This is a genomic window from Mesorhizobium oxytropidicola (genome assembly GCF_056174625.1).
This window is the reverse complement of record NZ_CM149692.1, coordinates 2,497,252-2,520,702: the sequence shown is the minus strand read 5'-3', so window position 1 is coordinate 2,520,702 and position 23,451 is coordinate 2,497,252. Positions and strand designations below refer to the sequence as shown.

Here is a 23,451-nt window from a genome sequence, read left to right as displayed (position 1 = left end):
CGCTCAGCCCTTGGTCTCTGGCGCGGCCGTGGCGCCCGCCGGATGCCCGCTGCCACCCTTGTTCTTTTCGAGCACCGCCTCGGTGATCGAGTTCGGCAGCCTGCGCGGCGTCTCGATCAGGCCAAGCACCGGCAGTACGATCAGGAAGAAGGCAAAGTAGAACAGCGTCGCCGCTTGAGCGTAGCCAACGTAGTTGCCCGTGAACTCACCTATCAGGAGGGTCAACAGACCGCCGCCTTCCGCCGGCTGCGAGCCCAGCCAGCCGAGCAGGATGGCATCGGCCACGAACAGCCAGAAGAACAGCTTGTACCAGGGCCGGTAGACCGCCGAGCGCACCTTGGAGGTGTCGAGCCACGGCACCAGGAACAGCATGACGATGGCGCCGAACATGCACAGCACGCCGCCGAGCTTGGAATTGATCGGCCCGATGTTGAAGGTGATGGCCCGCAGGATCGCGTAGAACGGCAGGAAGTACCACTCCGGCACGATGTGGGCCGGCGTCTTCAGCGGGTTGGCGACGATGTAATTGTCGGGATGGCCGAGATAGTTCGGCAGGAAGAAGATGAAATAGGCGAAGATGAACAGGAACACGATCATGCCGAACGCGTCCTTGATGGTCGCGTAAGGGGTAAAGGCGACGGTGTCGGTCTTCGACTTGACCTCGATGCCGGTCGGGTTCGACTGGCCGACGACATGCAGCGCCCACACGTGCAGCACGACTACGCCGGCAATCATGAACGGCAAGAGATAGTGCAGCGCGAAGAAGCGGTTCAGCGTCGGGTCGTCGACGGAGAAGCCGCCGAGGAGCAGCTGCTGGATCCAGTTGCCGACCAGCGGAATGGCACTGAAGAAGCCGGTGATGACGGTGGCGCCCCAGAAGCTCATCTGCCCCCATGGCAGCACGTAGCCCATGAAGCCGGTCGCCATCATCAGGAGGTAGATGATGCAGCCGAGGATCCAGAGCAGCTCGCGCGGCGCCTTGTAGGAACCGTAATAGAGGCCACGGAAGATGTGGAGATAGACGGCGATGAAGAAGAACGAGGCGCCGTTGGCATGCATGTAGCGCAACAGCCAGCCGGAATTGACGTCGCGCATGATCTTCTCGACCGAACCGAAGGCGAGATTGGTGTCGGACGTGTAGTGCATGGCCAGCACGATGCCGGTCAGGATCTGCGAAACCAGCATGATCGCCAGGATGCCGCCGAAGGTCCACATGTAGTTGAGGTTGCGCGGCACCGGATAGGCGATGAAGCTGTCATAGACCATCCTGGGCAGCGGCATGCGGGCGTCGAACCAGCGTTCGATACCGGTTTTGGGCGTGTAGGTCGAGTGTCCCTCGCTCATCGAAATATCCCCCTGCCTCAACCGATAAGGATCTTGGTATCGGAAATGAATTTGAATACCGGCACAGCCATGTTCTCGGGCGCCGGGCCTTTGCGGATGCGGCCGGCGGTGTCGTATTGCGAACCATGGCACGGGCAGAACCAGCCGCCGAAATCGCCTTCCTGGCCGAGCGGAATGCAGCCGAGGTGCGTGCAGACCTGAACCATCACCATCCAGGCTTCCTTGCCGGGCGTGGTGCGGTTGGCGTCGGTCGCCGGCGCGTCGGCCGGCAGATTGGCGTTGCGGGCGATCGGATCCTTCAGGTCGGAAAGGTTGACGGCCTCGCCGTCCTTCATTTCCTTTTCGGTGCGGTTGCGCACCACAACCGGCTTGCCGCGCCACTTGACGATCAGCGACATGCCCGGCGTCAGCGAGGCGACATCGACTTCAACCGAGGCGAGCGCCAGCGTCGAGGCATCGGGACGCATCTGGTCGATGAACGGCCAGGCGACGGCACCGGCGCCGACCACGGCGGCCATGCCCGTGGCGACATAAAGAAAATCTCGACGATTGGGATCGTGGATGTCGGTTGCGCTCACGGGTGCCTGATCCTTTCGCCTCTTCCGCGCCGGTGGCCGAGCCTTGTTCCCCGCTCAATCACGCCAACCCGACAGCGCATGGCGAACAGGCTAGCGAATTCCTCCGGCATTTGGACTTCGGTTTATGCGTGAAGCCCGTTTTTGTCCAGACGGGTCAAGGCACAAGGGCAGATTGTCGCGGGGACAAAATCCCCTATTGCCCGGCGAGACGGCGAACGGCCGCAAAAGGCGGCTAAACAGCCGGGAAATATCAGCAAAATCCAAGGCCCTGGCTTGCCTCGACAGAGGGCGCCGGTGTGATCTATCTTCCCAGGCATGGCACACGTCATAGACCGTGAGGAATGGGCTGTTCGTTCCGACCATTGGAAGGGCGAACTGCAATGCGGCGCCTACGGTTCCAACTCCTGCCTGATCTTCAACTACCTGCCTGATGAAGGCGGCGGCCCGCGGCTGCACGCCCATCCCTACACAGAGATCTTCATCATCCGCCAGGGCACCGGCCTGTTCACCGTCGGCGACAAGGAAATCGAGGCTTCCGCCGGCCAGATTGTCATCGTGCCGCCCCATACGCCGCACAAATTCACCAATCTCGGTCCAGGCCCGCTGGAAACGACCGATATCCACGAGAATGGCACGTTCATCACAAAGTGGCTGGAGTGACCCCTATTTAGCGCCGAGCCTGACCAGCACGGCCCTGGGGATGTCGTATTCGCGAATGACGCCATCGTGCTTGCGCAGGCCACACAACTCGCGCTGGATGAAATAGCCGTGCACCGCCTCGGCGGCCGCCTTGAGAAGTTTGGGACGCAACTGCTCGTCGGCATTGGCGCGCAACCTGGCCAACGTTTCTTCCACGCGCTGTCCGGCACGGCCGAGGGCCGCCGCTTTCTCTGCCAGGATTTCGTGGCCAAGCGCGTCGAAGGCCGCTTCGGCGGCCGAGGCGCCGGCAAGATGAGATGGCGGACGCAAGGACATTTCAGCCCCTTTTTCGAACGACATGCGATGCGTGACGAATTCTTCACCCAACACCGGCTGAAAGCCAAGCCTTTCATAGAAGCCGAAAGCTTCTGGCGGCGCACGGGTGTTCAGCACGGCAAAATAGCGGCGTGCCCTGTCGATGACGGTCTCGACCAGCATGCGGCCAAGGCCGGCGCGGCGGTGAGGCGCGCTGACGAACAGATGCCGGACCCGGCCCTGGTCCCTGCTCTCGACATAAGGATCGATGTTCAACCCGCACACGCCGGCGAGTTCCCGGCCATGCCATGCCCCGAATAAGGCCTCGCCCCGTTTCCGGAACTTGTTGCCGCCGCTTGCCCAGCCATCCGCCAGGCGCACCAGCATCCAGTAGCCCTCCAACCGGCTCTCGTCCTTCAACCGGTCGAAGGCCGGCGTGGTTGGCCGGAGCCGCTTGAGCACATAGCCGACCTCCGGGCCGACCTCTGGCGATCCACCCATGCGCCTACTCCGCCGGCCGCGTCTCTTCGAGCACGCTTTCCTCGTGATAGAGGAAGCCGCCCGACTGCCGCTTCCACAGCCGCGCATAGAGCCCATCGAGCGCCACCAACTCGTCATGCGTGCCTTGCTCGACGATTCGCCCGCCGTCCAGCACCACCAGGCGGTCGAGCGCGGCGATCGTCGACAGCCGGTGGGCGATGGCGATCACCGTCTTGTTCTCCATCAGCCTGGTGAGGTTCTCCTGGATCGCCGCCTCGATGTCGGAATCGAGCGCCGAGGTCGCCTCGTCGAGGATCAGGATCGGCGCGTCCTTGAGGAAGACGCGAGCGATCGCCACGCGCTGGCGCTGGCCGCCCGACAGTTTCACGCCGCGCTCGCCGACAAAGGCTTCGTAGCCGGCACGATCCCTGTTGTCGCGCAGGCCCAGGATGAAGTCGTGCGCCTCGGCCTTCTTGGCCGCCACGATCACCTCGGCGTCGGTCGCGTCGGGCATGCCGAGCTTGATGTTGTCGCGCAGCGAACGGTGGAACAGGGCGGTGTCCTGGCTGACGACGCCGATATTGGCGCGCAGTGAATTCTGCGTCACCTCAGCAACGTTCTGGCCATCGATGGTGATCGACCCGCCCTCCAGGTCGTAGAGCCGCAGGATCAGATTGGCGAGCGTCGTCTTGCCCGCGCCCGATGGCCCGACCAGCCCGACCTTCTCGCCCGGCTTGACGACAAGGTCGATGCCGTTCAGCACACCGAACCTCTTGCCGTAGTGGAACTCGACGCCCTTCACGTCAATGCGCCCGCCGGCGACGACCAGTTCCCTGGCGTCGGGCGCGTCGATGAGGCCGAGCGGCTGCGAGATCAGCGCCTTGGAATTTTCCAGCACACCGAGATTCCGAAGAATGCCGTTGAGCTGCATCATCACCCGGCCGAGCAGCATGTTGAGCCGCAGCACCAGCGACAGCGTGAAGGCGACCGCGCCGACAGTGATCGAGCCCTCGACCCAGAGATAGACGGCAAAACAACCGATCGCCGTGATCATGATGCCCGACAGCGTCGTCAGCGCCATGCGCACGCCGGTGAGCCTGCGCGTGAACGGACGCAGCGCGTCGAGATAGATGTCGAAGCCGTTGCGGATGTAATGGTCGTCGCCGTCGGCCGAGAACAGTTTCAGCGTCTGCACGCTGGAGTAGGAATCGACGATGCGGCCATTGATCATCGAGCCTGCTTCGGCCGTGGCCTCGGCATGCTTGCGGATCGCCGGCAGATAGAGTTTTGCCAACCAGCCGAAGGCCGCGATCCAGATCACCACCAGCGCCGCCAGTCGCAAGTCAAGGTTAGCGACCAACGCCAGTGTCGTCACCGTGTAGATGAGCATGAACCAGATGACCTCGATGAAGCTTTCCATCAGGTCGCCGGTCGCTTGCCCCGCCTGCCAGACCTTGGTCGCGATGCGGCCGGCGAAATCGTTCTGGAAGAAGGCGTAGGACTGGCGCGAGACGTGCCGGTGCGCCTGCCAGCGCACCAGATTGTAGAAGCCTGGCGTGATCGTCTGCTCGTCGACCAGCGCCGAGAGGCCGACGACGATGGTGCGGATGACCAGCACAACCGCGATCATGAACACCAGCTCCGGGCCGGCGGCGGTCCACAGCGCATGCCAGCTGCGCTCGCCGGGAAGCTGGTCGAGGATGTCGACCAGCCGCCCGACGAAGTAGAACAGCCCTGCTTCGACCAGCGGCGCGATGCCGCCGATAACCAGCATGGCGAAGAAGGCGAACTTCGCCTGGCCGACATAGTGCCAGAGAAACCGGCCGACGCTGGACGGTGGCCGAAGACTCGCCGGCTCCCTGAACGGAAAGACCCAGTTCTCGAACCAGCGATAGACGGCTGTCATCATGCGGCGGCCATCATTCTGCGGCTTGCCCCTTTGCAATGGCATCGTTGGCGATATCAGCCGGGATGTCCTCGAGCAGGAACCCGCCCGACTGGCGCTGCCAGAGCTGCGCGTAGAGCCCGCCCTTGGCGACCAGCTCGTCGTGCGAACCTTCCTCGATGACCCGACCCTGGTCCATCACCACAAGCCTGTCCATCGCCGCGATGGTCGACAGCCGGTGGGCAATGGCGATGACGGTCTTGCCCTGCATGAGCTTGTAGAGATTCTCCTGGATGGCTGCTTCCGCTTCGGAATCCAGCGCCGACGTCGCCTCGTCAAGGATAAGTATCGGTGCATCCTTCAACATAACGCGAGCAATGGCGATGCGTTGCCGCTGGCCGCCGGACAATTTGACGCCACGATCACCGACATAAGCGTCGAACCCCTTGCGGCCTTTGTGGTCCGCAAGCCCGCCGATGAAGTCAAGCGCCTCGGCTCGCCGCGCCGCCTCCACAAGCATCTCCTCAGAAGCATCGGGGCGGCCATAAAGGATGTTCTCGCGCACCGAGCGATGCAGCAGCGAGGTGTCCTGCGTGACCATGCCGATCTGGGCCCGCAGAGAATCCTGCTTCACGCCGGCTATCTGCTGACCATCGATCAGGATCCGCCCACCTTCCAAATCGTAGAAGCGCAGGAGCAGATTGACCAGTGTCGACTTGCCGGCGCCCGAGCGGCCGACAATGCCGACCTTCTCGCCCGGCTTCACCGCCAGCGACAGGTTTTCGATCACGCCTTTCTGCTTGCCGTAGTGGAAGCGGATATGCTCGAAGCGGATCTCGCCCTTGGAAACGCTGATCTCCTTGGCATCCGGCCTGTCCTCGACCAGCCGCGGCAACGAGATCGAGGCAATGCCGTCCTGCACCGTGCCGATGTTCTCGAACAGGCCCGACATTTCCCACATGATCCACTGCGACATGCCCCACATCCGGAGCACCAGGCCGATGACCACGGCGACCGCGCCGATCGTCACCACTTGCCCCATCCACAGCCACAGCGAAATGGCGGTGACCGAGAACAGCAGCAGTGCGTTCAGAATGTAGAGCGTGCCGAAAAGCACCGTCACCAGCCGCATCGACCGGTAGACCGTGTCGAGAAAGCCCATCATGCCTTCCCTGGCGAAGGTGGCCTCGCGCTTGGCATGACTGAACAGCTTGACCGTCTGGATGTTGGAATAGCTGTCGACGACGCGGCCGGTCATGACCGAGCGTGCGTTGGCCTGTTCCTCGCCGACCTTGCCCAGGCGCGGGATGAAGTAGCGCAGCAACAGGATATAGCCGACCAGCCAGACGGCCAGCGGTGCGGCGAGCCGCCAGTCGGCGGAGCCGACGATCCACAGCATGCCGAGGAAATAGACGATAACGTAGTTGAGCACGTCGATCACCTTGATGACGCATTCGCGTACGGCTAGCGCGGTCTGCATCAGCTTGGTAGCGATGCGGCCGGCGAACTCGTCCTGGTAGAAGCTCATCGACTGCTTGAGCAGGTAGCGGTGCACCTGCCAGCGGATGCGCATGGGATAGTTGCCCATCAGCGTCTGCTGGTTGAGCAGCGAATGCAGCCACACCGTGCCCGGCAGCGCGAACAGCACGATGAAGGCCATCGCGGCGAGCTTCCAGCCTTCCGTCTGCAGGAAGGTTTCGCGGTTCTGTGCCGACAGCCAGTCGACGATGCGGCCGAGGAAGCCGAACATCCACACTTCCGCGATGGCGATCGCCGTCACCAGAACCGCATCGACAAGGATATAGGGCCAGGCGCCGCGCGTGTAATGCAGGCAGAAGGCGACCAGCGTCCTGGGCGGCTCGACCGGTTCCGCTGCCGGAAACGGATCGAGCCTTCTTTCAAACCAGCTAAACAACAACATGGGTCATGCCTGTGAAATCTGTTTTCCGCTTACGCGGCGCGTGAACGTACGAAGTCCCCGGGCCTTGTGGCGCCGAGGGCCGACGATCCGGAATCATCCGGACCGTCGGCCCCGCTTCGCGCAATATAGGGGTTCGCGGGCTTTTCGCCGACAGGCTCGCTTGCCGATCCTGACGGCGCGGTGTCGACAAGCCGGATTTTCGCACCCGGCCGGATCAGCCGGATGATCCGGCGCACCAGCGACGGCCGGCTCGGATCGGGGACCGCGCGCGAGAAATCGACATCCGGCAGCATGCCGCGATGCGGCCGACGGCGGACTTCGGCATGGACCGCCGACGAATAGGTGTCGCCGATCAGCAGCGCCCAGGTCGGCAACCGGTGGATATGCAGGCTCCTCGAGCCAGGGACTCTGGGATCGAACATCGGTCCGTCCTCCGTATGAAAATAGAGATGAAAAGGCGAAGCAACATCGTCCGCCGGCATTCGACCGGAGGGACGGATTGCGTCTGTCTGGACACGGCGAGCGTCAGTCCAGACACGTTCAGGTGGGGCGTTCAGCCCTTTTGACTTTTTGAAAAACATCGCAGGATTCCTTCGAGAGCCGAAAAGGTGTTTCGGCGGGAATCGGTGCGATCAAGTCTTAGAGAGTCAGGAGAATTGTCGTACCGAAACCGCCAGCAGGCAGGTAAGCCCACGAGAGGGGCGCTGGATGTGCATGGTCATCATGAGTTTCCCCTCCATCGGTTCGGGTTGACAATGCTGGCCGTATACCCGACTTCGCAAAAAATGGCCACCCGCAGGTCCAGGAATTTCCAAAACCGGGAAGCCCCTGTGGCCGATCTGCCACTTATTAGAAGGACGCGGAAATGAACCGTCGTCTCCGCATCGCGCTCTACCAGCCGGACATTGCCGGCAATACCGGGACAATCCTGCGCTTCGCCGCTTGCCTCGGCCTTGGCGTCGATATCATCGAACCGGCCGGCTTTCCGCTTTCCGACAAAGCGCTCAAGCGCGCCGGCATGGACTACCTCGAAATGGCCGCCCTGACCCGGCATGTCGACTGGCAGGCCTTCGAGCAGTGGCGCAAGGCCCGCGCGGATCGGCTGGTGCTTCTGTCGACCAAAGCCACGACCTCCTACACCAGCTTCAGCTTCGCGGATGGCGACATCCTGCTGTTCGGACGTGAATCGCAGGTGTGCCGGATGCGGTCCATCAGGCGGCGGATGCGCGGCTGACCATCCCGATGCAAGGTGCGGCGCGCAGCATCAATGTCGCGCTCTCCGTCGCCATGGTGGCGGGCGAAGCCATCCGGCAGCTCGGATAGAATCCGCGGGCCGTCGGCAACGCCACCCTTGCCATTGCTTACGGCAGTGGTTTCTCCAGCCATTCTCACCCAGGCGCACATCGCGCTCTCCTGTCATTTGCCGTACCAACATTTCTTCGCTACAAGCTCAACTTAACTTGAGGTCAAGCGGAAAAATGGGAAATGGCTCCAGTAACGGAATTGACAGTCGGCCAAGTGGCCATGCGCAGCGGCGTGGCGGTATCGGCACTGCATTTCTATGAAGCGCGCGGGCTGATCCGCAGCCACCGCACGTCAGGCAACCAGCGCCGCTACGGCCGCGACGTGCTGCGGCGGGTGGCGATCATCAAGGTCGCGCAGGAGGTCGGCATCTCGCTCGCCGAAATCGGCCAGGCATTGGCATCCCTGCCCGAAGGCCGCACGCCGACGCGCGACGACTGGAACCTTTTGTCGACCGCCTGGCGCGACGGGCTCGACCACAAGATCGCCCAGTTGAAGAAATTGCGCGACGGACTGACCGACTGCATCGGCTGCGGCTGCATGTCGATCGACAAATGCCCGCTCAGGAACAAGGGCGACAGACTGGCAAGGGAAGGAACGGGGGCGCGGCGACTGATTGCGCCTTGAGTGGAATGCGGCGCGACAAAGGAGGTACGTCAGTGCTGGGACACCTGATTCAGACAGAGGAAGAGACACAACTCATAACGATCTACCGGATCGACTCCGGCGGCATGCCAACCCTGTACACCTCGGTGAGCTTCGAGGAGGCGCGGAAGATGGGGTTCGAGAAATTCGGCAGGTTGCTTGGAGAGAACCTGGTCTTGGATTCTCAAAGAATGCGCGATCTGTTTTCGTTGTGACAGCAACTAGTCCGCCGCCGGCAAGCGCCGGATGGTGAACTCGATCAAATCACCCGGGCGCTCGAACCAGCTTTCGATCTCGGTCCAGTAGGCTTGCTTGGGGAAGCGCTCGAACCATTCCTTGGCCTTGAGGCGCGCATCGGAGCGCGGCAGCACGAAGGTCTCGCGCAAAAAGCCGTCGCGCGGCATACGCGCGCGTTCGGCCCGGCTCTGGTCGAGCCTTTTCTTCAGGCCATCCAGCGGCGGTCTTGCCGGGGTGCGCACGAAACAACTCCTTGCACCTGGCACATGACCCCGAAACCGGAACCCTGGCTTCGGAAAGGATCATGCGCGAAAGCAAAGTGACTTGACCCTGTTCCCTAAGAGATTAGGGATCGCGCCGGCAAAAGACGAGTCATTTGTAGGGGCGGGCCGCCCCGCAACCGGAGACGGCACTTGGAACGACCTGAAATACCGGCTGGCCTGCCCGCCGACATCGAAGAGAAGAAGATGAAGGCGCGCCTGTGGTTCGAGGCGCTGCGCGAACGCATCTGCGGCGCCTTCGAGCAGATCGAGCAGGATCTCCAGGGCCCTCTCGCCTCATGGTCGCCGGGCCGGTTCGAAAAGGCGCCATGGGAGCGTGACCAGGGCAAGGGCGGCGGCGGCACCATGTCGATGATGCATGGCCGCGTCTTCGAGAAGGTCGGCGTGCACACTTCGACCGTCTATGGCGAGTTCTCGCCCGAATTCAGGAAGCAGATGCCCGGCGCCGAGGAAGACCCGCGCTTCTGGGCCTCCGGCATCTCGCTGATCGCCCATCCCTGGAACCCCAACGTTCCGGCCGTGCACATGAACACGCGCATGGTGGTTACCTCCAGGCAATGGTTCGGCGGCGGCGCCGATCTGACGCCGGTGCTCGACCGCCGCCGCACCCAGGGCGATCCTGACACCGTCGCCTTCCACCGCGCCATGCAGTTCGCTTGCGAGAAGAACGCCGGCGTCGCCGACCATCCGAAATTCAAGACCTGGTGCGACGAGTACTTCTTCCTGCCCCACCGCAACGAGCCGCGCGGCGTTGGCGGCATCTTCTTCGACTGGCTGCATTCGGCCGAGGACAGAGGCGGCTGGAATGCCGACTTCAACTTCGTCCAGGATGTCGGGCGCTCCTTCCTCGTCGTCTACGGCCATCTCGTGCGCGCCAATTTCAACGAGAACTGGACGGACGGCGACCGCGACGAACAGCTGATCCGCCGTGGCCGCTACGTCGAATTCAACCTGCTTCATGATCGCGGCACCATCTTCGGCCTGAAGACCGGCGGCAATGTCGCGTCGATCCTGTCCAGTCTGCCGCCAGAGGTGCGCTGGCCGTAAGATCAGCCCGGGCAATTCCGTCCGGAATTGCTCCAAATCTACGGACACTGGGCAAGCGGTGCACGATGCTTTGATGCAACCAGACCGGCCCTTGCGTGTTATAGTCTTCGCCCCGCTCACGTCCGGGAATTCAATCTGGAATGGACCGTGAGCCAAAAAAGTGGCGGAGCCTCGATTGGTTCCCCGGAGGAAAAGGAGAAATCCGATGAAGGCATTCCACTGCGGGTCGCTCGTTCCCGGCTGTGACTGGCACACCCGTGCCGACGAGGAAGCCGAAGTGATGCGCCGTGCCGTCGAGCATATGCGCGAGACGCATGGCGAGACTGTTATCCGCGAGACGATGGTCGAGGCGATCCGTTCGCGCATCGAGAAGGTTCGCGACGCCGCTTAGGCTTTCGCTCGGCTTTGCTTCGTGAGCGGCGGCAAGCGAACCGCGCCGGCGCTCACCATCGGGTTCAAAAAGCTTTGGCCCGCGGCTCGCGTTTGACGCCATCGCGGTCGCGGCGCGAGACAGATTTTCCAGGTCAAAAAATTATATTTACCTCCGCTAAAGTAAACCCTGCGGTAACCGAACCCGTGTCAATGTCGCGCGGATAATCCGGCTACAGTGGGCTGCCAGAGAAGCCCGTCGCCACCAGGCACTGATCCGGAATGGTGGGGCGAGGTGTTTCGCGCATGCGCGAAAAATCCGGCAATCGATTGGGTTTCCGCACGGCAGCGCCACTGCTGTGGGCGCTCGTCGGGGCGTCCCCAGCCATTGCGCAGGAAATGACGACATCGTTGGTCGACATCCATCAGGGTTCGCCGCTCAGCGATCGCGCGAGAGGCCTGGGCAATGGCGGTTACGAACTGCAGAACGGAACCTTTGTCTCGTTCAACCAATGGTACCGCGCCACCTGGGTCGACATGCATGTCGACCTTTTGACCCAGATCACCGAGGATACCGGCATCCTTTGGGGTTTCGGGACCGGAGAAGAGGGCGAGAAGTATCGGATCGCGCCCAGCCTCAAGCTTGGGTTCCTCACGCAGATGCATCCCAGCCCCAACAGTACGCTTTCCCTGTCGTTCACCACGACCTTCGGCGGCAAGCTCACCGAAAAGTCCTGTGAAGCCGACTATGGCGACTTCGGTACCTACAGCGTCAATTGCCGGCTCGCGGCCAGCCAGATGGCGCCTGAGGAAACCTTGAAATATCTGGTTAACGCTAAACCTGAGAGCCAGCATCTCTGGCTGAACTACCGTGTTACTTTCTGATCGCCGCGAGGCTGCGAATGAGGAATTCATCGCCCGAAAGCGATCGCTCATCCTGGTTGTTGTCTGACTGGAGTAGGAACATGTCGGGTACTTGCATGAAGTTCGGCCTCGCCGCCGCCCTTGTCATCCTTTCGGCGCCATTCGCGTCGGCGCAGGAGGCCCTCGACGCCGATGAAATGGCCGCGCTCTGCCACGGTGGCGGGTCCATATGCGTGAGCGCGACGATCCCGGCCGCGCCGGCGACGCAGACGGTACAGAGCTGGATGAGCCCGACGTCGGCGCCGCATGGGCCGCAGGGTACAAGGGCAAGGGCGTCACCATTACCATGGTCGACGACTTCAGCAGTTCGTCGCGCTTTTCCGGCAATTTCGGCCTCGGGGTTCAAACCCAGCGGCACGGTGAATGGACCCGCGAGGAAGCCAGCATGGTTGCGCCACTGGCAACCATAAGGTCGAAAGACTTCACCACCGGTTCATCAGTCCCGCTGGCGAGCGGCCTGAACGTGCTCAATCTGAGCTACGGCATGTATGCCAAGGCGGGCTACAGCTCAAACCAGATCGGCTGGGCACCGGAGGAAGCTTCCATCATCTCCTACGCCGCCAAAGGGTTGGCCGTTGTCTCGAAGGCGGCTGGCAACGACTCGGTTGCCGTGGGCGGCGTCACCGGCGGCCAGCAGGATTATCTCGACCTGGCCCTGGTCGGCAAAGCCTCGGCGATCTTCGTCGGCGCGCTGTCCACCAACGGCACGACGTCCAACAAGGCCCAGCTTGCCTGGTATTCCAACTACGCCGGCTCGAACACGGCTGTGCAGAGCCATTTCCTCGTCGTGGGTGTCACCGGCGACAAGACCGGCCTTTACGGTACCTCCTTCGCCGCGCCGATCATTTCAGGGTATGCGGCGATCATCGGCAGCAAATTCACCAGCGCGACGCCGACCCAGATCACCAACGATCTGCTCAATACGGCTCGTACCGATACACTGGTCAACTATAACCCCTCCGTCTACGGCAAGGGTGAGGCGAGCCTTTCTCGCGCCCTGGCTCCGGTGGCAATCAGGTAGGCGCGTAGCGTTTCGCTCGACGAGCGCGTCGCCTGAATCCGTTCGAACGTGACGCGTTCTAGGCTTCCAGCGCCTTTGCCGCGCGGTCAAGCAGCGCGCCGCGATCCGGCGCGAATCCCGCCTCGATCCATTCCGTTTCGAGGTTCTTGAGGATTTCGCCGAGCTTCGGCCCCGGCGTTGCGCCGAGCGCCGTCAGATCGGCGCCTTTCAGCGGAAACACCGGTTTTTCCCATTTGAGCGCGAAGGCAAGCAGGCGCGAAAAGCCGCCGGCTTCGAGCAGCGCGTCATTGTTCTCGACGGCGCGCATGCGTGCGGCGGCAAGCGACAGCCGCAGCCGATCGACAAACCCTTGCCGCTCGCCGCGATAGAGCCTTTTTGCCAGTTCGCCCTCGGTCGTCTTCGGCTCGACGGTGGTGGCCAGTGCCCAGTGGCGCAAGCGGTCTGATTCCGCGGTCGAAAACCGGAGCCGCTCGGCCAGCGTCTTCATGCGCGCGGCATCCGGTGGCACGATCGCCTCCAGCCGCAGCATCGGATCAGCCGCCCAGCCCAGATCCTTCTCGGCCTTGGCCAGCCCATGGATGGCGTCGATGCCCCATTTCTCGCTTTCCGGCAGCGCGGCGGTCAAGACACCGGCCTGCCGCATCCACAGCAGCGCCCGCGATGGGTCCGGCGCCGACAGAAGCTTCTTCAGCTCGGACCAGACGCGCTCCGCCGAGAGTTGGGCCAAGCCCTCCTTCAGCCTGGCGCAGGCCTTCAGCCCTTCGGCGTCCGGCCGGCCTTCGCCATACCAGGCGAAGAAGCGGAAAAAGCGCAGGATGCGCAGATAATCCTCGCGGATGCGCGCCTCCGCATCACCGATAAAGCGCAGCCGCCGCGCCTCGATGTCGGCGATACCGCCGACCAGGTCTACGACGGCGCCATCCGCCTCGGAGTAGAGTGCATTGATGGTGAAGTCGCGCCGCTCGGCATCCAGCTTCCAGTCGCGCCCGAACGACACTTTGGCGCGGCGGCCATCGGTCTCGACATCGGCGCGCAAGGTGGTGATTTCATAGGGCTTGCCGCCGGCGACCACCGTGATGGTGCCGTGCTCGATGCCGGTCGGCACCGGCTTGAAACCTTGCGCCTCTGCGCGGCGGATGGTTTCCTCAGGCAAACAGGTGGTGGCGATGTCAATATCGGCGACCGGCTGGCCCATCAGCGTGTTGCGTACGGCGCCGCCGGCGATGCGCGCCTCTTCACCGCCTTCGGCCAGGGCGGCAAGCAGGCGCTGCAAATACTTGTCGGCGAGCCAGTCGGCCCTGCCCGCGATCGAAACACTCACGCATAGAGCCTTTCATAGAGCGTGCGAATGATGCCGGCGGTGACGCCCCAGATGCGCCGGTCGCGATAGGGCATGTCGTAGAAGAACCATTCGAGATCGTTCCACATGCGGCTGTCGCGCTTGTGGTTCACCGGGTCCATCAGGAAGCGCAGCGGCACTTCGAAGGCGGCATCGACCTCCTCAGCGTTCAAGGCCAGCTGGAAGCCGGGCTGCACGATGCCCAGCACTGGCGCGATGCGGTAGCCGCTGCCGGCGACGTAGTCGGGCATGCGGCCGATGATCTCGATACGGTCCTGGTCAAGGCCGATCTCCTCGAAGGTCTCGCGCAGCGCCGCCGCCTCCGGGCTGGCGTCGGTGGAATCGATGGTGCCGCCGGGAAAGGCCACCTGCCCCGAATGGCTGCGCAGCTTTTCGGCCCGCTTGGTTAGCAAAACCGTGGCCTCGCCGTCATGGTCAACCACCGGGATCAGCACCGCCGCATTGCGCAGTGGCTTGCCCTGGTTGAGGCGCGGATGACCTGGATTGAAACGATGGTCGCCATAGTCGTCGTCGGCATGCGCGTCCGGCTGAGCGGCGAAGCGCGCGCGAAAATCCGCCGATGAAAACGGCGCCGGTGAGACCTGGTCCATCATGCGCTCAGCCGTTTCAACTGGTCCGCCGGCATAATCGGGAACACAGCACCCTTCGAGCGCACCGCGAACATCGTCTCGCCGCCGATCTCGACCTCCTCGCCATGCCCGACCAGTTCGTACATGACCGGCCGCCCCACCAGCGCTTCCAGCCGGCCGCGCACCAGCACGTAGGGCTTCAGGCCGCCGGTGTCGTGCTCGTCGACGAAGCGTAGCGGCCGTTCCGGCCCGGCTTCGACCACGTCGCCGACATTGGTGCGGAAGGTGATGATCTGTTCGTCGCCACTGCCCGAAACGTCCATTTCGACGGCGATGAACGGCGCATCGGCGACGCGGATGCCGACCTTTTCCACAGGCGTCACCAGATAGGTCCTGCCGTCGGCGTCCTTGCGCAGCACGGAGGAGAAAGCTGCACCAGCGGCATGCGGCCGATCGGCGTACCCAGATAGAACCAGGTGCCGTCGGCCTTGATCTCCATGTCGAGATCGCCGCAAAAGTCAGGATTCCAGCGCTCCACGGGCGCCGCGCCCTTGCCGGCACGCGCCGCGCGCGAGATCAGCGCTTCCAGGCCGCGCGCCTCGGTTGCCTGAGTAAGGCTTTGTTGGCGATGTTCGTCGTGTTCCGTCATCGTCACGAAATAGTCACTGTTGTTCCGCTTGTCAGCCTAAGTCTGTGATTTAAGTTCGACCATAGGCGCTACGCGAGGCCGAATCGCGGCAACCTATGATATGGTGCAGGCTGGTATTTCCAACCAAAGGGATCGAGCCGAATGAGCGTGATGGTCAAGGAAAGTCCGATCAGCGAAGCGGACATGATCGCCGAGGCCGAAAAGGCGCTGGCCGACATTTCCAGGATCCGCGACGGGGTCGGCCGGGTGATCTTCGGCCAGGAGGCCGTCGTCGAGCGCACGCTGGTGGCGCTGCTGGCCGGCGGCCATGCGCTGCTGGTCGGCGTCCCCGGCCTCGCCAAGACCAAGCTGGTCGAGACGCTGGGCGTCGTGCTCGGCCTTGATTCGCGCCGCATCCAGTTCACCCCCGACCTGATGCCGTCAGACATCCTGGGCTCCGAGGTGATGGAGCAGGACGAGATCGGCAAGCGCTCCTTCCGCTTCATCTCCGGGCCGATCTTCGCCCAGCTTCTAATGGCCGACGAGATCAACCGCGCCTCGCCGCGCACCCAGTCGGCGCTGCTGCAGGCCATGCAGGAGTATCACGTCACCATCGCCGGCGTCCGCCATGACCTGCCCGCACCCTTCCATGTGCTGGCGACGCAGAACCCGCTGGAGCAGGAAGGCACTTATCCGCTGCCCGAAGCCCAGCTCGACCGCTTCCTGATGCAGGTCGACATCCTCTATCCCGAAATCGAGGCCGAGCGCCGCATTCTCCTGGAAACCACCGGCATCGAGGATGCCAAGGCGCAGAACGTGCTGCAACCGGTGCGGCTGAAGGAAATCCAGACGCTGATCCGCCGCATGCCGGTGCCTGAAAGCGTGGTCGAGGCGATCCTCACTTTGGTGCGCTCGGCGCGTCCGGGCCAGGGCAATGCCGAGACCGACAAGCATGTCGCCTGGGGGCCAGGCCCGCGCGCCAGCCAGGCGCTGATGCTGTGCACGAGGGCGCGGGCGCTCTACGACGGGCGGCTGGCACCATCAGTCGACGACGTGCGTGCCCTGGCCGAGCCGGTGCTGCAGCACCGTATGGCGCTGACTTTCGCCGCCCGCGCCGAAGGCACCAGCGTGCGCGACGTGGTGGCGAAGCTCGTGAAAGGGATTTGATGGCGCGCATCGGCGAGGTCCAGGCTCCGGCAGCGACGCGCGACGCGCTCGCCCGTGGCCGGTTGCGGGCTTCGCTTGTGCCCGACCTGCTGGTCGAGGCGCGCCGCATCGTCAACACGGTGATCGCCGGCTGGCATGGCCGCCGCAAGCGCGGCATCGGCGAGAATTTCTGGCAGTTCCGGCCCTATGTCGAAGGCGATTCCTCGCGCATCGACTGGCGCCGCTCGGCCCGCGACGACCACACCTATGTGCGCGACCGCGAATGGGAAGCCGCCCATACGGTGTGGCTGTGGGCCGACCCCTCGCCGTCCATGCTCTACAAATCGACCGGTGCCAGCGTTTCCAAGCAATCGCGCGCGCTGGTGCTGGCGCTGGCCATGGCCGAATTGCTGTCGCGCAGCGGCGAGCGCATCGCCTGGCCGGGCCTGACCGATCCATTCACCGCCCGCAACGGCGCCGAACGCATCGCAGCCCAGCTCATGCATGCCGGCGACTTGCCAGCGAAGCCTGACCTCTCCGATATCAGGCGCTTCTGCGACATCGTCATCGCCAGCGATTTCCTCGATCCCGTCGAGGAGACGATGGAATGGCTCGACGTGCTCGCCCGCCACGGCGTGCGCGCGCATCTGATCGAGGTCGCCGACCCGGCCGAGGAAACCTTCCCCTATGCCGGCCGTACCGAGTTCACCGATCCCGAGACCGGCGACAAGCTGACTGCCGGACGCGCCGAAATGCTCGGCGACGAATACCGCCTGCTCTACACCGCCCGTCGTCAGGAACTGGCCGCCTGGTGCAAGCGGCTCGGCTGGAGTTTTACCGTCAACCACACCGATCGGCTCGCGTCCGACGCGCTGGTGCGCCTGCACATGGCAATGACCGCCGATGGCGGCTATGCCGGTAGCGGTCGTACCCGTCAGTTCGGAAAGGTGGTCGGCGCATGAGCTGGCTGACGCTCTCCTTTGGCGCTCCCATGGTGCTGTGGGGCCTGCTGGCGCTGCCGGTGATCTGGTGGCTGCTGAGGCTGACGCCACCCAAGCCGCAGGCCGAGATCTTTCCGCCGCTGAAGATCCTGGCGCGCGTCTTGAAGCGCGAGGAGACGCCGCATCAAAGCCCCTGGTGGCTGACGCTGCTCAGGCTGCTGATGGCGGGCCTCGTCGTCGCGGCGCTGGCCGAACCGGTCTTCAACCCGCGCGAAAAATTGCCGGCCGAAGGTGCGGCCCTTGCGCTGGTCATCGACAATGACTGGGCAAGCGCGGCCGACTGGAACAAGCGCGTCGCCACCGCCGAGCGGCTAATCAAGGACGCCGGCTCGAACGGCGTGCCGGTCATCATCGCCTTCACCGCCGAAAAGGCCAATGCCGAGATCGGCCCCTTCGATGCCGCCGCTGCCCTCGACCGGCTGCGCGCCGCCAAGCCGCGGCCGATCCCCACCGACCGGCCCGCCGTCTATGCCCGTGTCGCCGGCGTGCTGGAAACCTTGCCCGGCGCCAGCGTCGCCGTGCTGGCCGACGGCCTCGCGGCCAAGGGCGACGAAGCCGCCTTCAACACACTGTTGTCGAAAAATGCCGCTCGCGTCGTGTGGGCTACCACTGAGCGGCTTTCGCTGACCGGGCTAACCGCCGCCGAGAACCAGGTCGACGGTTTTGCGCTCACCGCCATCCGTGCGCCGGGCGATCCGGCGCCGGCACAGGTCACCGCCGGCGCCTTCGACGACAAGGGCCGCCGCATCGCCGATGCGACGCTGACCTTCGCACCTGGTGAAGCCACCGCCACCGGCACGATGGCGGTGCCGTTCGAACTGCGCAACGATTTCGCCTCGATAGCGCTCGACGGCGAGCGCCAGGCGGGTGCGGTGCGCGTGCTCGACGAAAGCTCCAAGCGCCGCCGCGTCGGACTTTTGTCGCAGGCCGAGGCCGACCAGGCGCAGCCGCTTCTGTCGCCGCTCTACTACATCAGGCGGGCGCTGCAGCCCTTCGCCGACCTGGTTGAACCCTCCAGCGCCGATCTCGCCGACGCCATCCCGCAGATCCTCGACCAGAAGCCGGCGATGATCATCATGGCCGACATCGGCACCATTCCGGCACAGGTCCGGCAAAGGCTGGTCGACTGGGTCGACAATGGCGGCACGCTGGTGCGTTTCGCCGGCTCGCGGCTGGCCGCCGCCGGCAATGACGACGATCTGCTGCCGGTTCGCCTGCGCACTGGCGAGCGTTCGCTCGGCGGCGCGCTGTCATGGACATCGCCGCAGCCGGTCACCGAATTTCCCAAGGCCGGTCCCTTCGCCGACTTGGCACCGCCCACCGAGGTGACAGTAAGCAGGCAGGTGCTGGCCGAGCCGACACCCGACATCGTCGAGCGCACCTGGGCCGCACTTGCCGATGGCACGCCGCTGGTCACCGGGCTGAAGAAAGGCAAAGGCACGCTGGTGCTGTTCCACGTCACGCCCGAGGCGACCTGGTCGAACCTGCCGATTTCGGGCAGCTTCGTCGAGATGCTGCGCCGCATCGTCCAGCTGTCGCGCAACCAGGGCGCGGCGATCGCCAATGCCGAAGCAGCCGCCACGTCGCTGGCGCCCTACCGCATGATCGCGGCAGACGGCTCGCTGGTTCCGCCGACGCCGGATGCAAGGCCGCTGGTGCCGGGCGCCGGCGCGCCGGTGACCTTCGAGAACCCGCCCGGCCTCTACGGCTCCGAGACCGGCGTCTTCGCCCACAATCTGCTCGATGCCGCGAGCACGTTCGCGCCTCTGGCGCGCCCGCAGATCGCGGTGCCGGTCACCACGATCCAATACGCCTTCGACGAATCCCGCAACCTGAAAGGTTCGCTGGTCGCGGCCGCCCTGGTGCTGATGCTGCTCGACACGCTGGCGGTGTTCTGGATGGGCGGCTTGTTTTCGCGCCGGCCGCGCCGCGCCGGTGCGGTGACCACCACCGCAGCGGTGCTGATTGCGCTTGGCGCACTGTTCGGCCATGCCGATTTCGCCCGCGCCGACGATGCCAAGCCGGGCGACGAGGCGGCCATCACGGCGATCTCGAAGACCCGTATCGCCTACGTGCTGACCGGGGTACCGGGCGACGATTCGATCAGCCGCGCCGGGCTCGAAGGCCTGACCCGCTTCCTGATCGAGAAGACCGCGCTGGAACCCGGCGCACCGGCCGGCGTCGACATTGCGAAGGACGAACTGTCGTTCTATCCGCTGATCTACTGGCCGATCGATCCGGCCGCCCCGATGCCGAGCCAGGCGGCGATCGCCCGCATCGACGCCTATATGCAGCAAGGCGGCACGGTGCTGTTCGACACGCGCGACCAGTTCGCCAACGGCATCGGCGCCGATTCCACCAGCCCGGCCACCGAGCGGCTGCGCGACATCCTCGGCAACCTCAACGTACCGCCGCTGGAGCCGGTGCCGTCGGACCACGTGCTGACCAAGTCCTTCTTCATCCTGCCAGAATTTCCCGGCCGCTTCGCCGGCAGCCCGCTCTGGGTCGAGGCCTCGCTCGACGCCAGCAATGCCGACAACCGGCCGGTGCGCACCGGCGACGGCGTCTCGCCGATCATGATCACCGCCAATGATTTCGCCGGCGCCTGGGCGGTCGACGAAAATGGCGACGCGCTGCTGCCGACCGTGCCGGCCGACCCGATGCAGCGCGTCTATGCGCTGCGTGCCGGCGTCAACATCATGATGTACATGCTGACCGGCAACTACAAATCCGACCAGGTGCATGTGCCCATATTGCTCGAACGGCTGGGGCAATAAGGCATGAACTGGTCGATCTCCTTCGAACCGCTGATCTCCTGGCCCATGTTGGCCGTGGTGCTGGTGCCGTTGGCGCTGCTGGCACTTGTCGGCCTGTGGTTTCGCCAGCGCGGCGGCGTCCTGCGCTTCGTCGCCCTGCTGGCGCTTGCCGCCGCTCTGTTCAACCCGGTGTTCCTCAATGAGGAGCGCGAGCCGCTGAAGAGTGTCGTTGCGCTGATCGTCGACCGCAGCCAGAGCCAGGATATCGGCGACCGCACCAAACAGACCGATGAGGCGGTGGCCGGGCTGCAGCAGCGTCTTGGCCGCTTCAAGCAATTCGATGTCCGCGTCGTCGAGGCCGGCAAGTCCGACGCCGCCGAGGAACGTACAGAGACGCGGCTGTTCGGCGCGCTGGAAGGCGCCTTCCGCGACGTGCCGCCGTCGCGCATCGGCGGCGCCATCATGATCACCGATGGCGAGGTGCATGACGCGCCCCCCGGCGCGCCTGACTTCAACGCGCCGCTGCATGCGCTGATCACCGGCAACGACCACGAAAAGGACCGCCGCATCCGCTTCGAGAACGCGCCGCGTTTCGGCATCGTCGGCAAGCCGCTCGACATGACCTACCGCGTCATTTCGACGGAGAACGAGACCGGCCCGGTCGATGTGCGCGTCTCGGTCAATGGCGAGCAGGTCTCGGTCGAGCATGCCACCGTCGGCCAGGCCATGCCGCTGCAGGTGACCATTCCGGGCGCCGGACGCAACATCATCGAACTCGCCATCGACCGCGAACCGGGCGAACTCACCGACACCAACAACCGCGCGATCGCGCTGGTCGACGGCATCCGCGAGAATCTGCGCGTGCTGCTCGTTTCGGGCGAACCGCATGCCGGCGAGCGCACCTGGCGTAATCTCTTGAAATCCGACGCCTCGGTCGATCTCGTCCACTTCACCATTCTGCGGCCGCCGGAAAAGCAGGACGGCACGCCGATCAACGAATTGTCGCTGATCGCCTTCCCGACCCGCGAACTGTTCGTCGAGAAGATCAAGGATTTCGACCTCATCATCTTCGACCGCTACCAGCACCGCGACGTGCTACCGATCCTCTATTACGACTACATCTCCGAATATGTCGAAAAGGGCGGCGCGCTGCTGATCGCCGCCGGCCCCGAATATGCCGGCGAAGCTTCGATCGCGCGCACGCCGCTAATGTCGGCCCTGCCGGCGATGCCGACCGGCGAAGTGGTTGAAAAGGCCTTCTATCCGCGCCTGACCGACCTCGGCCAGCGTCATCCGGTGACGCGCGGCCTCGATGGTTCGGCCACCGAGCCGCCGCACTGGAGCCGCTGGTTCCGCACCATCGGCGTGCAGAACCCGCAGGGCGAAGTGGTGATGAAGGGTGCCGACAACCGGCCCCTGCTGCTGCTCGACCGCAAGGGCGAAGGCCGTGTCGGCATGCTCCTGTCCGACCAGGGCTGGCTGTGGGCGCGCGGCTTCGAGGGCGGTGGTCCGCATGTCCAGCTCTACCGGCGCATCGCCCACTGGCTGATGAAGGAGCCCGAGCTCGAGGAAGAGCGGCTGACCGCCGAGGGTCGCGGCATGGTGCTGGAGATCCGCCGCCAGACCATGGCCGATGATCCAGGCCCGGCGCAGATCATCACCCCTTCCGGCAAGACGGTGACTGTCAAGCTCGACAGATCCGAGCCCGGCGTCTTCCTCGGCAGCGTCCAGACCAACGAGATCGGCCTGTTCCAGGTCGCCAATGGCGATCTCGCCGCGCTCGCCCATGTCGGGCCGGTCAATGCGCCGGAATTCGCCGACGTCATCTCCACCGAAAACCTGCTGAGGGCACCGGCGGAAGCCACCGGCGGCAGCGTGCGCCGGCTGGCCTCGTCCTCGGCCCTTGGCAGCGACGTGACGCTGCCCTCCATCGTACCGGTGCGCTCGGCCGGCGAAGCGTCGGGCAGCGACTGGATCGGCCTGCGCACCACCGACGACAGCGTGCTCAAGGCCGTCTCGCGCGTGCCGCTGTTCGGCGGCTTCCTCGGCCTCGGCCTGCTGCTCCTGGCGATGGGCTCGATGTGGTACCGCGAGGGACGGTAGCGGGGCGCCTCCGCTCTACTCCTCCGGCTCTGTCGTGAACAGCAGCGGGTAGCCCTTGGCCTTGCCAGCGTCGGTGGCACGCGTCGCCTTGGTTTCGGCGACATCCCTAGTGAACACCGCAACCACGCACACGCCGCGGCGGTGCGCGGTGATCATGATGCGGTGCGCCTGGTCCTCGCTGAGCTTGAACTCGCCCTTCAGCACCGTGACGACGAATTCGCGCGGCGTGAAATCGTCATTGATGAGGATGACTTTGTAGAGCTTCGGCCGCTCGGTCTGCGGCTTGACCTTAGTACGCGGTTTTGTGGTGATTTCTGGCATCGGAACCGACAGTTTCGCGATCGACGGCGGGCGCCATGCATTTTGCCAGACGTCAAACCGATCGTCCATTTTGATTGACGCGCAAGCTGGGTCGAGCGCGGTGCTTCACAATCATGTGGGCAATCGCTGACCGCGGTTCAACGGTCCAGATTGGGACGTAGCCGATTGCCGCCGGGATTGGCCCGGCGTTCCAGCCATGCCGCGATCGGCCATCCGGCAATGCAGATCAGCGTCACGGCGAGAAGCACGATCAGCAGCCACGCCTGGACAGGCGTGATGTAGTCCCAGTTGCTGGAAATTATCGGCGCGAACAGCGAGGGCTCGGTGCGGCCACTGGCGGGGTCGGGCACGGGGCTAGCGGTGAGCAGAATCAGCACCCTGGCGACACCGGTGGCAACCAGGCCGCCAATCACCATCGAACGCAAAATGGACGAAAGCCGCTTCTTCATGCGGATTGTCCTACATGGCCGGCGTTGCAAACGGGTTAAGCATGATCGAGATGCGCGGCTGGAAAGCGCCGGTATTCAGTTCGACCATGCATTCGGCAGAAGGCCGCCCCAGCCGGTTGCGGCTGGAACG

The 23,451-nt window shown here is 64.3% G+C and carries 22 protein-coding genes and 3 pseudogenes; 12 read left to right on the top strand and 13 right to left on the bottom strand.

The features are described 5' to 3' along the window. Window positions 1-3 precede the first annotated feature (3 nt). Together AC0V8S_RS12420 and petA are read right to left on the bottom strand one after the other, a co-directional pair. Window positions 4-1,344 carry a cytochrome b gene (locus AC0V8S_RS12420; protein ID WP_183462473.1) on the bottom strand — a complete coding sequence of 447 codons (1,341 nt, stop codon included), beginning with the start codon at window positions 1,342-1,344 and terminating at the stop codon, window positions 4-6. A 17-nt stretch (window positions 1,345-1,361) separates the two neighbouring features. Continuing rightward, complete coding sequence (gene petA / locus AC0V8S_RS12415) at window positions 1,362-1,862, bottom strand: ubiquinol-cytochrome c reductase iron-sulfur subunit (protein ID WP_236952375.1); 501 nt, start codon at window positions 1,860-1,862, stop codon at window positions 1,362-1,364. 375 nt (window positions 1,863-2,237) lie between these two features. Between petA and AC0V8S_RS12410 the strand changes: the two genes are divergently transcribed. Further along, window positions 2,238-2,582 (top strand): cupin domain-containing protein, encoded by a 345-nt coding sequence (locus tag AC0V8S_RS12410; protein ID WP_475437833.1) that lies wholly within the window; start codon window positions 2,238-2,240, stop codon window positions 2,580-2,582. A gap of 3 nt (window positions 2,583-2,585) precedes the next feature. On the opposite strand, the gene AC0V8S_RS12405 is transcribed toward AC0V8S_RS12410, so the two are convergent. The 5 genes and pseudogenes from AC0V8S_RS12405 to AC0V8S_RS12385 all read right to left on the bottom strand — a co-directional run bounded on the left by AC0V8S_RS12405 (window position 2,586) and on the right by AC0V8S_RS12385 (window position 7,584). Continuing rightward, on the bottom strand, window positions 2,586-2,897 hold the full coding sequence (locus AC0V8S_RS12405) for a DUF6665 family protein (RefSeq protein ID WP_475438610.1): 312 nt from the start codon (window positions 2,895-2,897) through the stop codon (window positions 2,586-2,588). An 81-nt stretch (window positions 2,898-2,978) separates the two neighbouring features. After that, window positions 2,979-3,263 (bottom strand): annotated as a pseudogene (locus AC0V8S_RS12400) (GNAT family N-acetyltransferase); the annotation flags it as partial. Between the two features lie 118 nt (window positions 3,264-3,381). Then, on the bottom strand, window positions 3,382-5,265 hold the full coding sequence (locus AC0V8S_RS12395) for an ABC transporter ATP-binding protein (protein ID WP_475437832.1): 1,884 nt from the start codon (window positions 5,263-5,265) through the stop codon (window positions 3,382-3,384). 10 nt (window positions 5,266-5,275) lie between these two features. Beyond that, window positions 5,276-7,162 carry an ABC transporter ATP-binding protein gene (locus AC0V8S_RS12390; protein ID WP_475437831.1) on the bottom strand — a complete coding sequence of 629 codons (1,887 nt, stop codon included), beginning with the start codon at window positions 7,160-7,162 and terminating at the stop codon, window positions 5,276-5,278. Window positions 7,163-7,191: 29 nt separating this feature from the next. Then, window positions 7,192-7,584 carry a hypothetical protein gene (locus tag AC0V8S_RS12385; RefSeq protein WP_475437830.1) on the bottom strand — a complete coding sequence of 131 codons (393 nt, stop codon included), beginning with the start codon at window positions 7,582-7,584 and terminating at the stop codon, window positions 7,192-7,194. Window positions 7,585-8,027: 443 nt separating this feature from the next. Here AC0V8S_RS12385 and AC0V8S_RS12380 point away from each other — a divergent pair. From AC0V8S_RS12380 to AC0V8S_RS12370, 3 genes and pseudogenes are all read left to right on the top strand, one after another. Next, window positions 8,028-8,485 (top strand): annotated as a pseudogene (locus AC0V8S_RS12380) (tRNA (cytidine(34)-2'-O)-methyltransferase). 162 nt (window positions 8,486-8,647) lie between these two features. Further along, window positions 8,648-9,091 carry a redox-sensitive transcriptional activator SoxR gene (gene soxR, locus AC0V8S_RS12375; protein ID WP_183462483.1) on the top strand — a complete coding sequence of 148 codons (444 nt, stop codon included), beginning with the start codon at window positions 8,648-8,650 and terminating at the stop codon, window positions 9,089-9,091. A 32-nt stretch (window positions 9,092-9,123) separates the two neighbouring features. Beyond that, window positions 9,124-9,324 carry a hypothetical protein gene (locus AC0V8S_RS12370; protein WP_475437829.1) on the top strand — a complete coding sequence of 67 codons (201 nt, stop codon included), beginning with the start codon at window positions 9,124-9,126 and terminating at the stop codon, window positions 9,322-9,324. Window positions 9,325-9,330: 6 nt separating this feature from the next. Here the strand turns inward: AC0V8S_RS12370 and AC0V8S_RS12365 are convergent, their stop codons facing one another. Continuing rightward, on the bottom strand, window positions 9,331-9,588 hold the full coding sequence (locus AC0V8S_RS12365) for a hypothetical protein (RefSeq protein WP_023770299.1): 258 nt from the start codon (window positions 9,586-9,588) through the stop codon (window positions 9,331-9,333). A 171-nt stretch (window positions 9,589-9,759) separates the two neighbouring features. Here AC0V8S_RS12365 and hemF point away from each other — a divergent pair, with 171 nt between their 5' ends. The 4 genes from hemF (at window position 9,760) to AC0V8S_RS12345 (ending at window position 12,988) form a co-directional block, all read left to right on the top strand. After that, window positions 9,760-10,674 (top strand): oxygen-dependent coproporphyrinogen oxidase, encoded by a 915-nt coding sequence (gene hemF, locus AC0V8S_RS12360; protein ID WP_183462487.1) that lies wholly within the window; start codon window positions 9,760-9,762, stop codon window positions 10,672-10,674. A gap of 205 nt (window positions 10,675-10,879) precedes the next feature. Then, complete coding sequence (locus AC0V8S_RS12355) at window positions 10,880-11,065, top strand: DUF1059 domain-containing protein (protein ID WP_095201919.1); 186 nt, start codon at window positions 10,880-10,882, stop codon at window positions 11,063-11,065. A gap of 284 nt (window positions 11,066-11,349) precedes the next feature. After that, window positions 11,350-11,928, top strand: coding sequence for a hypothetical protein (locus AC0V8S_RS12350; protein ID WP_475437828.1), 579 nt, complete (start codon window positions 11,350-11,352; stop codon window positions 11,926-11,928). Window positions 11,929-12,136: 208 nt separating this feature from the next. Then, complete coding sequence (locus AC0V8S_RS12345; RefSeq protein ID WP_475437827.1) at window positions 12,137-12,988, top strand: S8 family serine peptidase; 852 nt, start codon at window positions 12,137-12,139, stop codon at window positions 12,986-12,988. A 58-nt stretch (window positions 12,989-13,046) separates the two neighbouring features. Here the strand turns inward: AC0V8S_RS12345 and AC0V8S_RS12340 are convergent, their stop codons facing one another. From AC0V8S_RS12340 to AC0V8S_RS12330, 3 genes and pseudogenes are all read right to left on the bottom strand, one after another. Continuing rightward, complete coding sequence (locus AC0V8S_RS12340; protein WP_475437826.1) at window positions 13,047-14,309, bottom strand: CCA tRNA nucleotidyltransferase; 1,263 nt, start codon at window positions 14,307-14,309, stop codon at window positions 13,047-13,049. Beyond that, a complete protein-coding gene (locus AC0V8S_RS12335; RefSeq protein WP_475438609.1) occupies window positions 14,306-14,938 on the bottom strand; it encodes a CoA pyrophosphatase in 633 nt (210 codons plus the stop codon). Before AC0V8S_RS12335 ends, AC0V8S_RS12340 begins: the two co-directional genes overlap by 4 nt. After that, window positions 14,938-15,566: pseudogene (locus AC0V8S_RS12330) on the bottom strand (DUF1285 domain-containing protein). Before AC0V8S_RS12330 ends, AC0V8S_RS12335 begins: the two are co-directional and overlap by 1 nt. Window positions 15,567-15,707: 141 nt before the next feature. On the opposite strand from AC0V8S_RS12330, the gene AC0V8S_RS12325 reads away from it, so the two are divergent. From AC0V8S_RS12325 to AC0V8S_RS12310, 4 genes are read left to right on the top strand one after another with little or no spacing between them, the layout of a single operon-like run. Next, the gene (locus AC0V8S_RS12325) at window positions 15,708-16,712 is read left to right on the top strand and encodes an AAA family ATPase (RefSeq protein ID WP_475437825.1); all 1,005 of its coding nucleotides are present in this window, start codon (window positions 15,708-15,710) and stop codon (window positions 16,710-16,712) included. Beyond that, on the top strand, window positions 16,712-17,653 hold the full coding sequence (locus AC0V8S_RS12320) for a DUF58 domain-containing protein (RefSeq protein WP_475437824.1): 942 nt from the start codon (window positions 16,712-16,714) through the stop codon (window positions 17,651-17,653). Before AC0V8S_RS12325 ends, AC0V8S_RS12320 begins: the two co-directional genes overlap by 1 nt. Beyond that, entirely contained in the window at window positions 17,650-20,469 is a 2,820-nt protein-coding gene (locus AC0V8S_RS12315) for a DUF4159 domain-containing protein (protein WP_475437823.1), read from the top strand. The genes AC0V8S_RS12320 and AC0V8S_RS12315 overlap by 4 nt, the downstream gene beginning before the upstream one ends. A gap of 3 nt (window positions 20,470-20,472) precedes the next feature. Continuing rightward, window positions 20,473-22,551 (top strand): hypothetical protein, encoded by a 2,079-nt coding sequence (locus tag AC0V8S_RS12310; protein WP_475437822.1) that lies wholly within the window; start codon window positions 20,473-20,475, stop codon window positions 22,549-22,551. 15 nt (window positions 22,552-22,566) lie between these two features. On the opposite strand, the gene clpS is transcribed toward AC0V8S_RS12310, so the two are convergent. Then, window positions 22,567-22,872, bottom strand: coding sequence for an ATP-dependent Clp protease adapter ClpS (gene clpS / locus AC0V8S_RS12305; protein ID WP_095202027.1), 306 nt, complete (start codon window positions 22,870-22,872; stop codon window positions 22,567-22,569). Window positions 22,873-23,009: 137 nt separating this feature from the next. Next, the gene (locus AC0V8S_RS12300; protein ID WP_475437821.1) at window positions 23,010-23,321 is read right to left on the bottom strand and encodes a hypothetical protein; all 312 of its coding nucleotides are present in this window, start codon (window positions 23,319-23,321) and stop codon (window positions 23,010-23,012) included. Window positions 23,322-23,451 lie beyond the last annotated feature (130 nt).

Coding starts and splice junctions, on each gene's coding strand:
- AC0V8S_RS12420 (WP_183462473.1), bottom strand. CDS start 1,344: ATGAGCGAGGGACACTCGACCTACACGCCCAAAACCGGTATCGAACGC.
- petA (WP_236952375.1), bottom strand. CDS start 1,862: ATGGCCGCCGTGGTCGGCGCCGGTGCCGTCGCCTGGCCGTTCATCGAC.
- AC0V8S_RS12410 (WP_475437833.1), top strand. CDS start 2,238: ATGGCACACGTCATAGACCGTGAGGAATGGGCTGTTCGTTCCGACCAT.
- AC0V8S_RS12405 (WP_475438610.1), bottom strand. CDS start 2,897: ATGTCCTTGCGTCCGCCATCTCATCTTGCCGGCGCCTCGGCCGCCGAA.
- AC0V8S_RS12395 (WP_475437832.1), bottom strand. CDS start 5,265: ATGATGACAGCCGTCTATCGCTGGTTCGAGAACTGGGTCTTTCCGTTC.
- AC0V8S_RS12390 (WP_475437831.1), bottom strand. CDS start 7,162: ATGTTGTTGTTTAGCTGGTTTGAAAGAAGGCTCGATCCGTTTCCGGCA.
- AC0V8S_RS12385 (WP_475437830.1), bottom strand. CDS start 7,584: ATGTTCGATCCCAGAGTCCCTGGCTCGAGGAGCCTGCATATCCACCGG.
- soxR (WP_183462483.1), top strand. CDS start 8,648: ATGGCTCCAGTAACGGAATTGACAGTCGGCCAAGTGGCCATGCGCAGC.
- AC0V8S_RS12355 (WP_095201919.1), top strand. CDS start 10,880: ATGAAGGCATTCCACTGCGGGTCGCTCGTTCCCGGCTGTGACTGGCAC.
- AC0V8S_RS12350 (WP_475437828.1), top strand. CDS start 11,350: ATGCGCGAAAAATCCGGCAATCGATTGGGTTTCCGCACGGCAGCGCCA.
- AC0V8S_RS12345 (WP_475437827.1), top strand. CDS start 12,137: ATGCGTGAGCGCGACGATCCCGGCCGCGCCGGCGACGCAGACGGTACA.
- AC0V8S_RS12335 (WP_475438609.1), bottom strand. CDS start 14,938: ATGGACCAGGTCTCACCGGCGCCGTTTTCATCGGCGGATTTTCGCGCG.
- AC0V8S_RS12325 (WP_475437825.1), top strand. CDS start 15,708: ATGAGCGTGATGGTCAAGGAAAGTCCGATCAGCGAAGCGGACATGATC.
- AC0V8S_RS12320 (WP_475437824.1), top strand. CDS start 16,712: ATGGCGCGCATCGGCGAGGTCCAGGCTCCGGCAGCGACGCGCGACGCG.
- AC0V8S_RS12315 (WP_475437823.1), top strand. CDS start 17,650: ATGAGCTGGCTGACGCTCTCCTTTGGCGCTCCCATGGTGCTGTGGGGC.
- AC0V8S_RS12310 (WP_475437822.1), top strand. CDS start 20,473: ATGAACTGGTCGATCTCCTTCGAACCGCTGATCTCCTGGCCCATGTTG.
- clpS (WP_095202027.1), bottom strand. CDS start 22,872: ATGCCAGAAATCACCACAAAACCGCGTACTAAGGTCAAGCCGCAGACC.
- AC0V8S_RS12300 (WP_475437821.1), bottom strand. CDS start 23,321: ATGAAGAAGCGGCTTTCGTCCATTTTGCGTTCGATGGTGATTGGCGGC.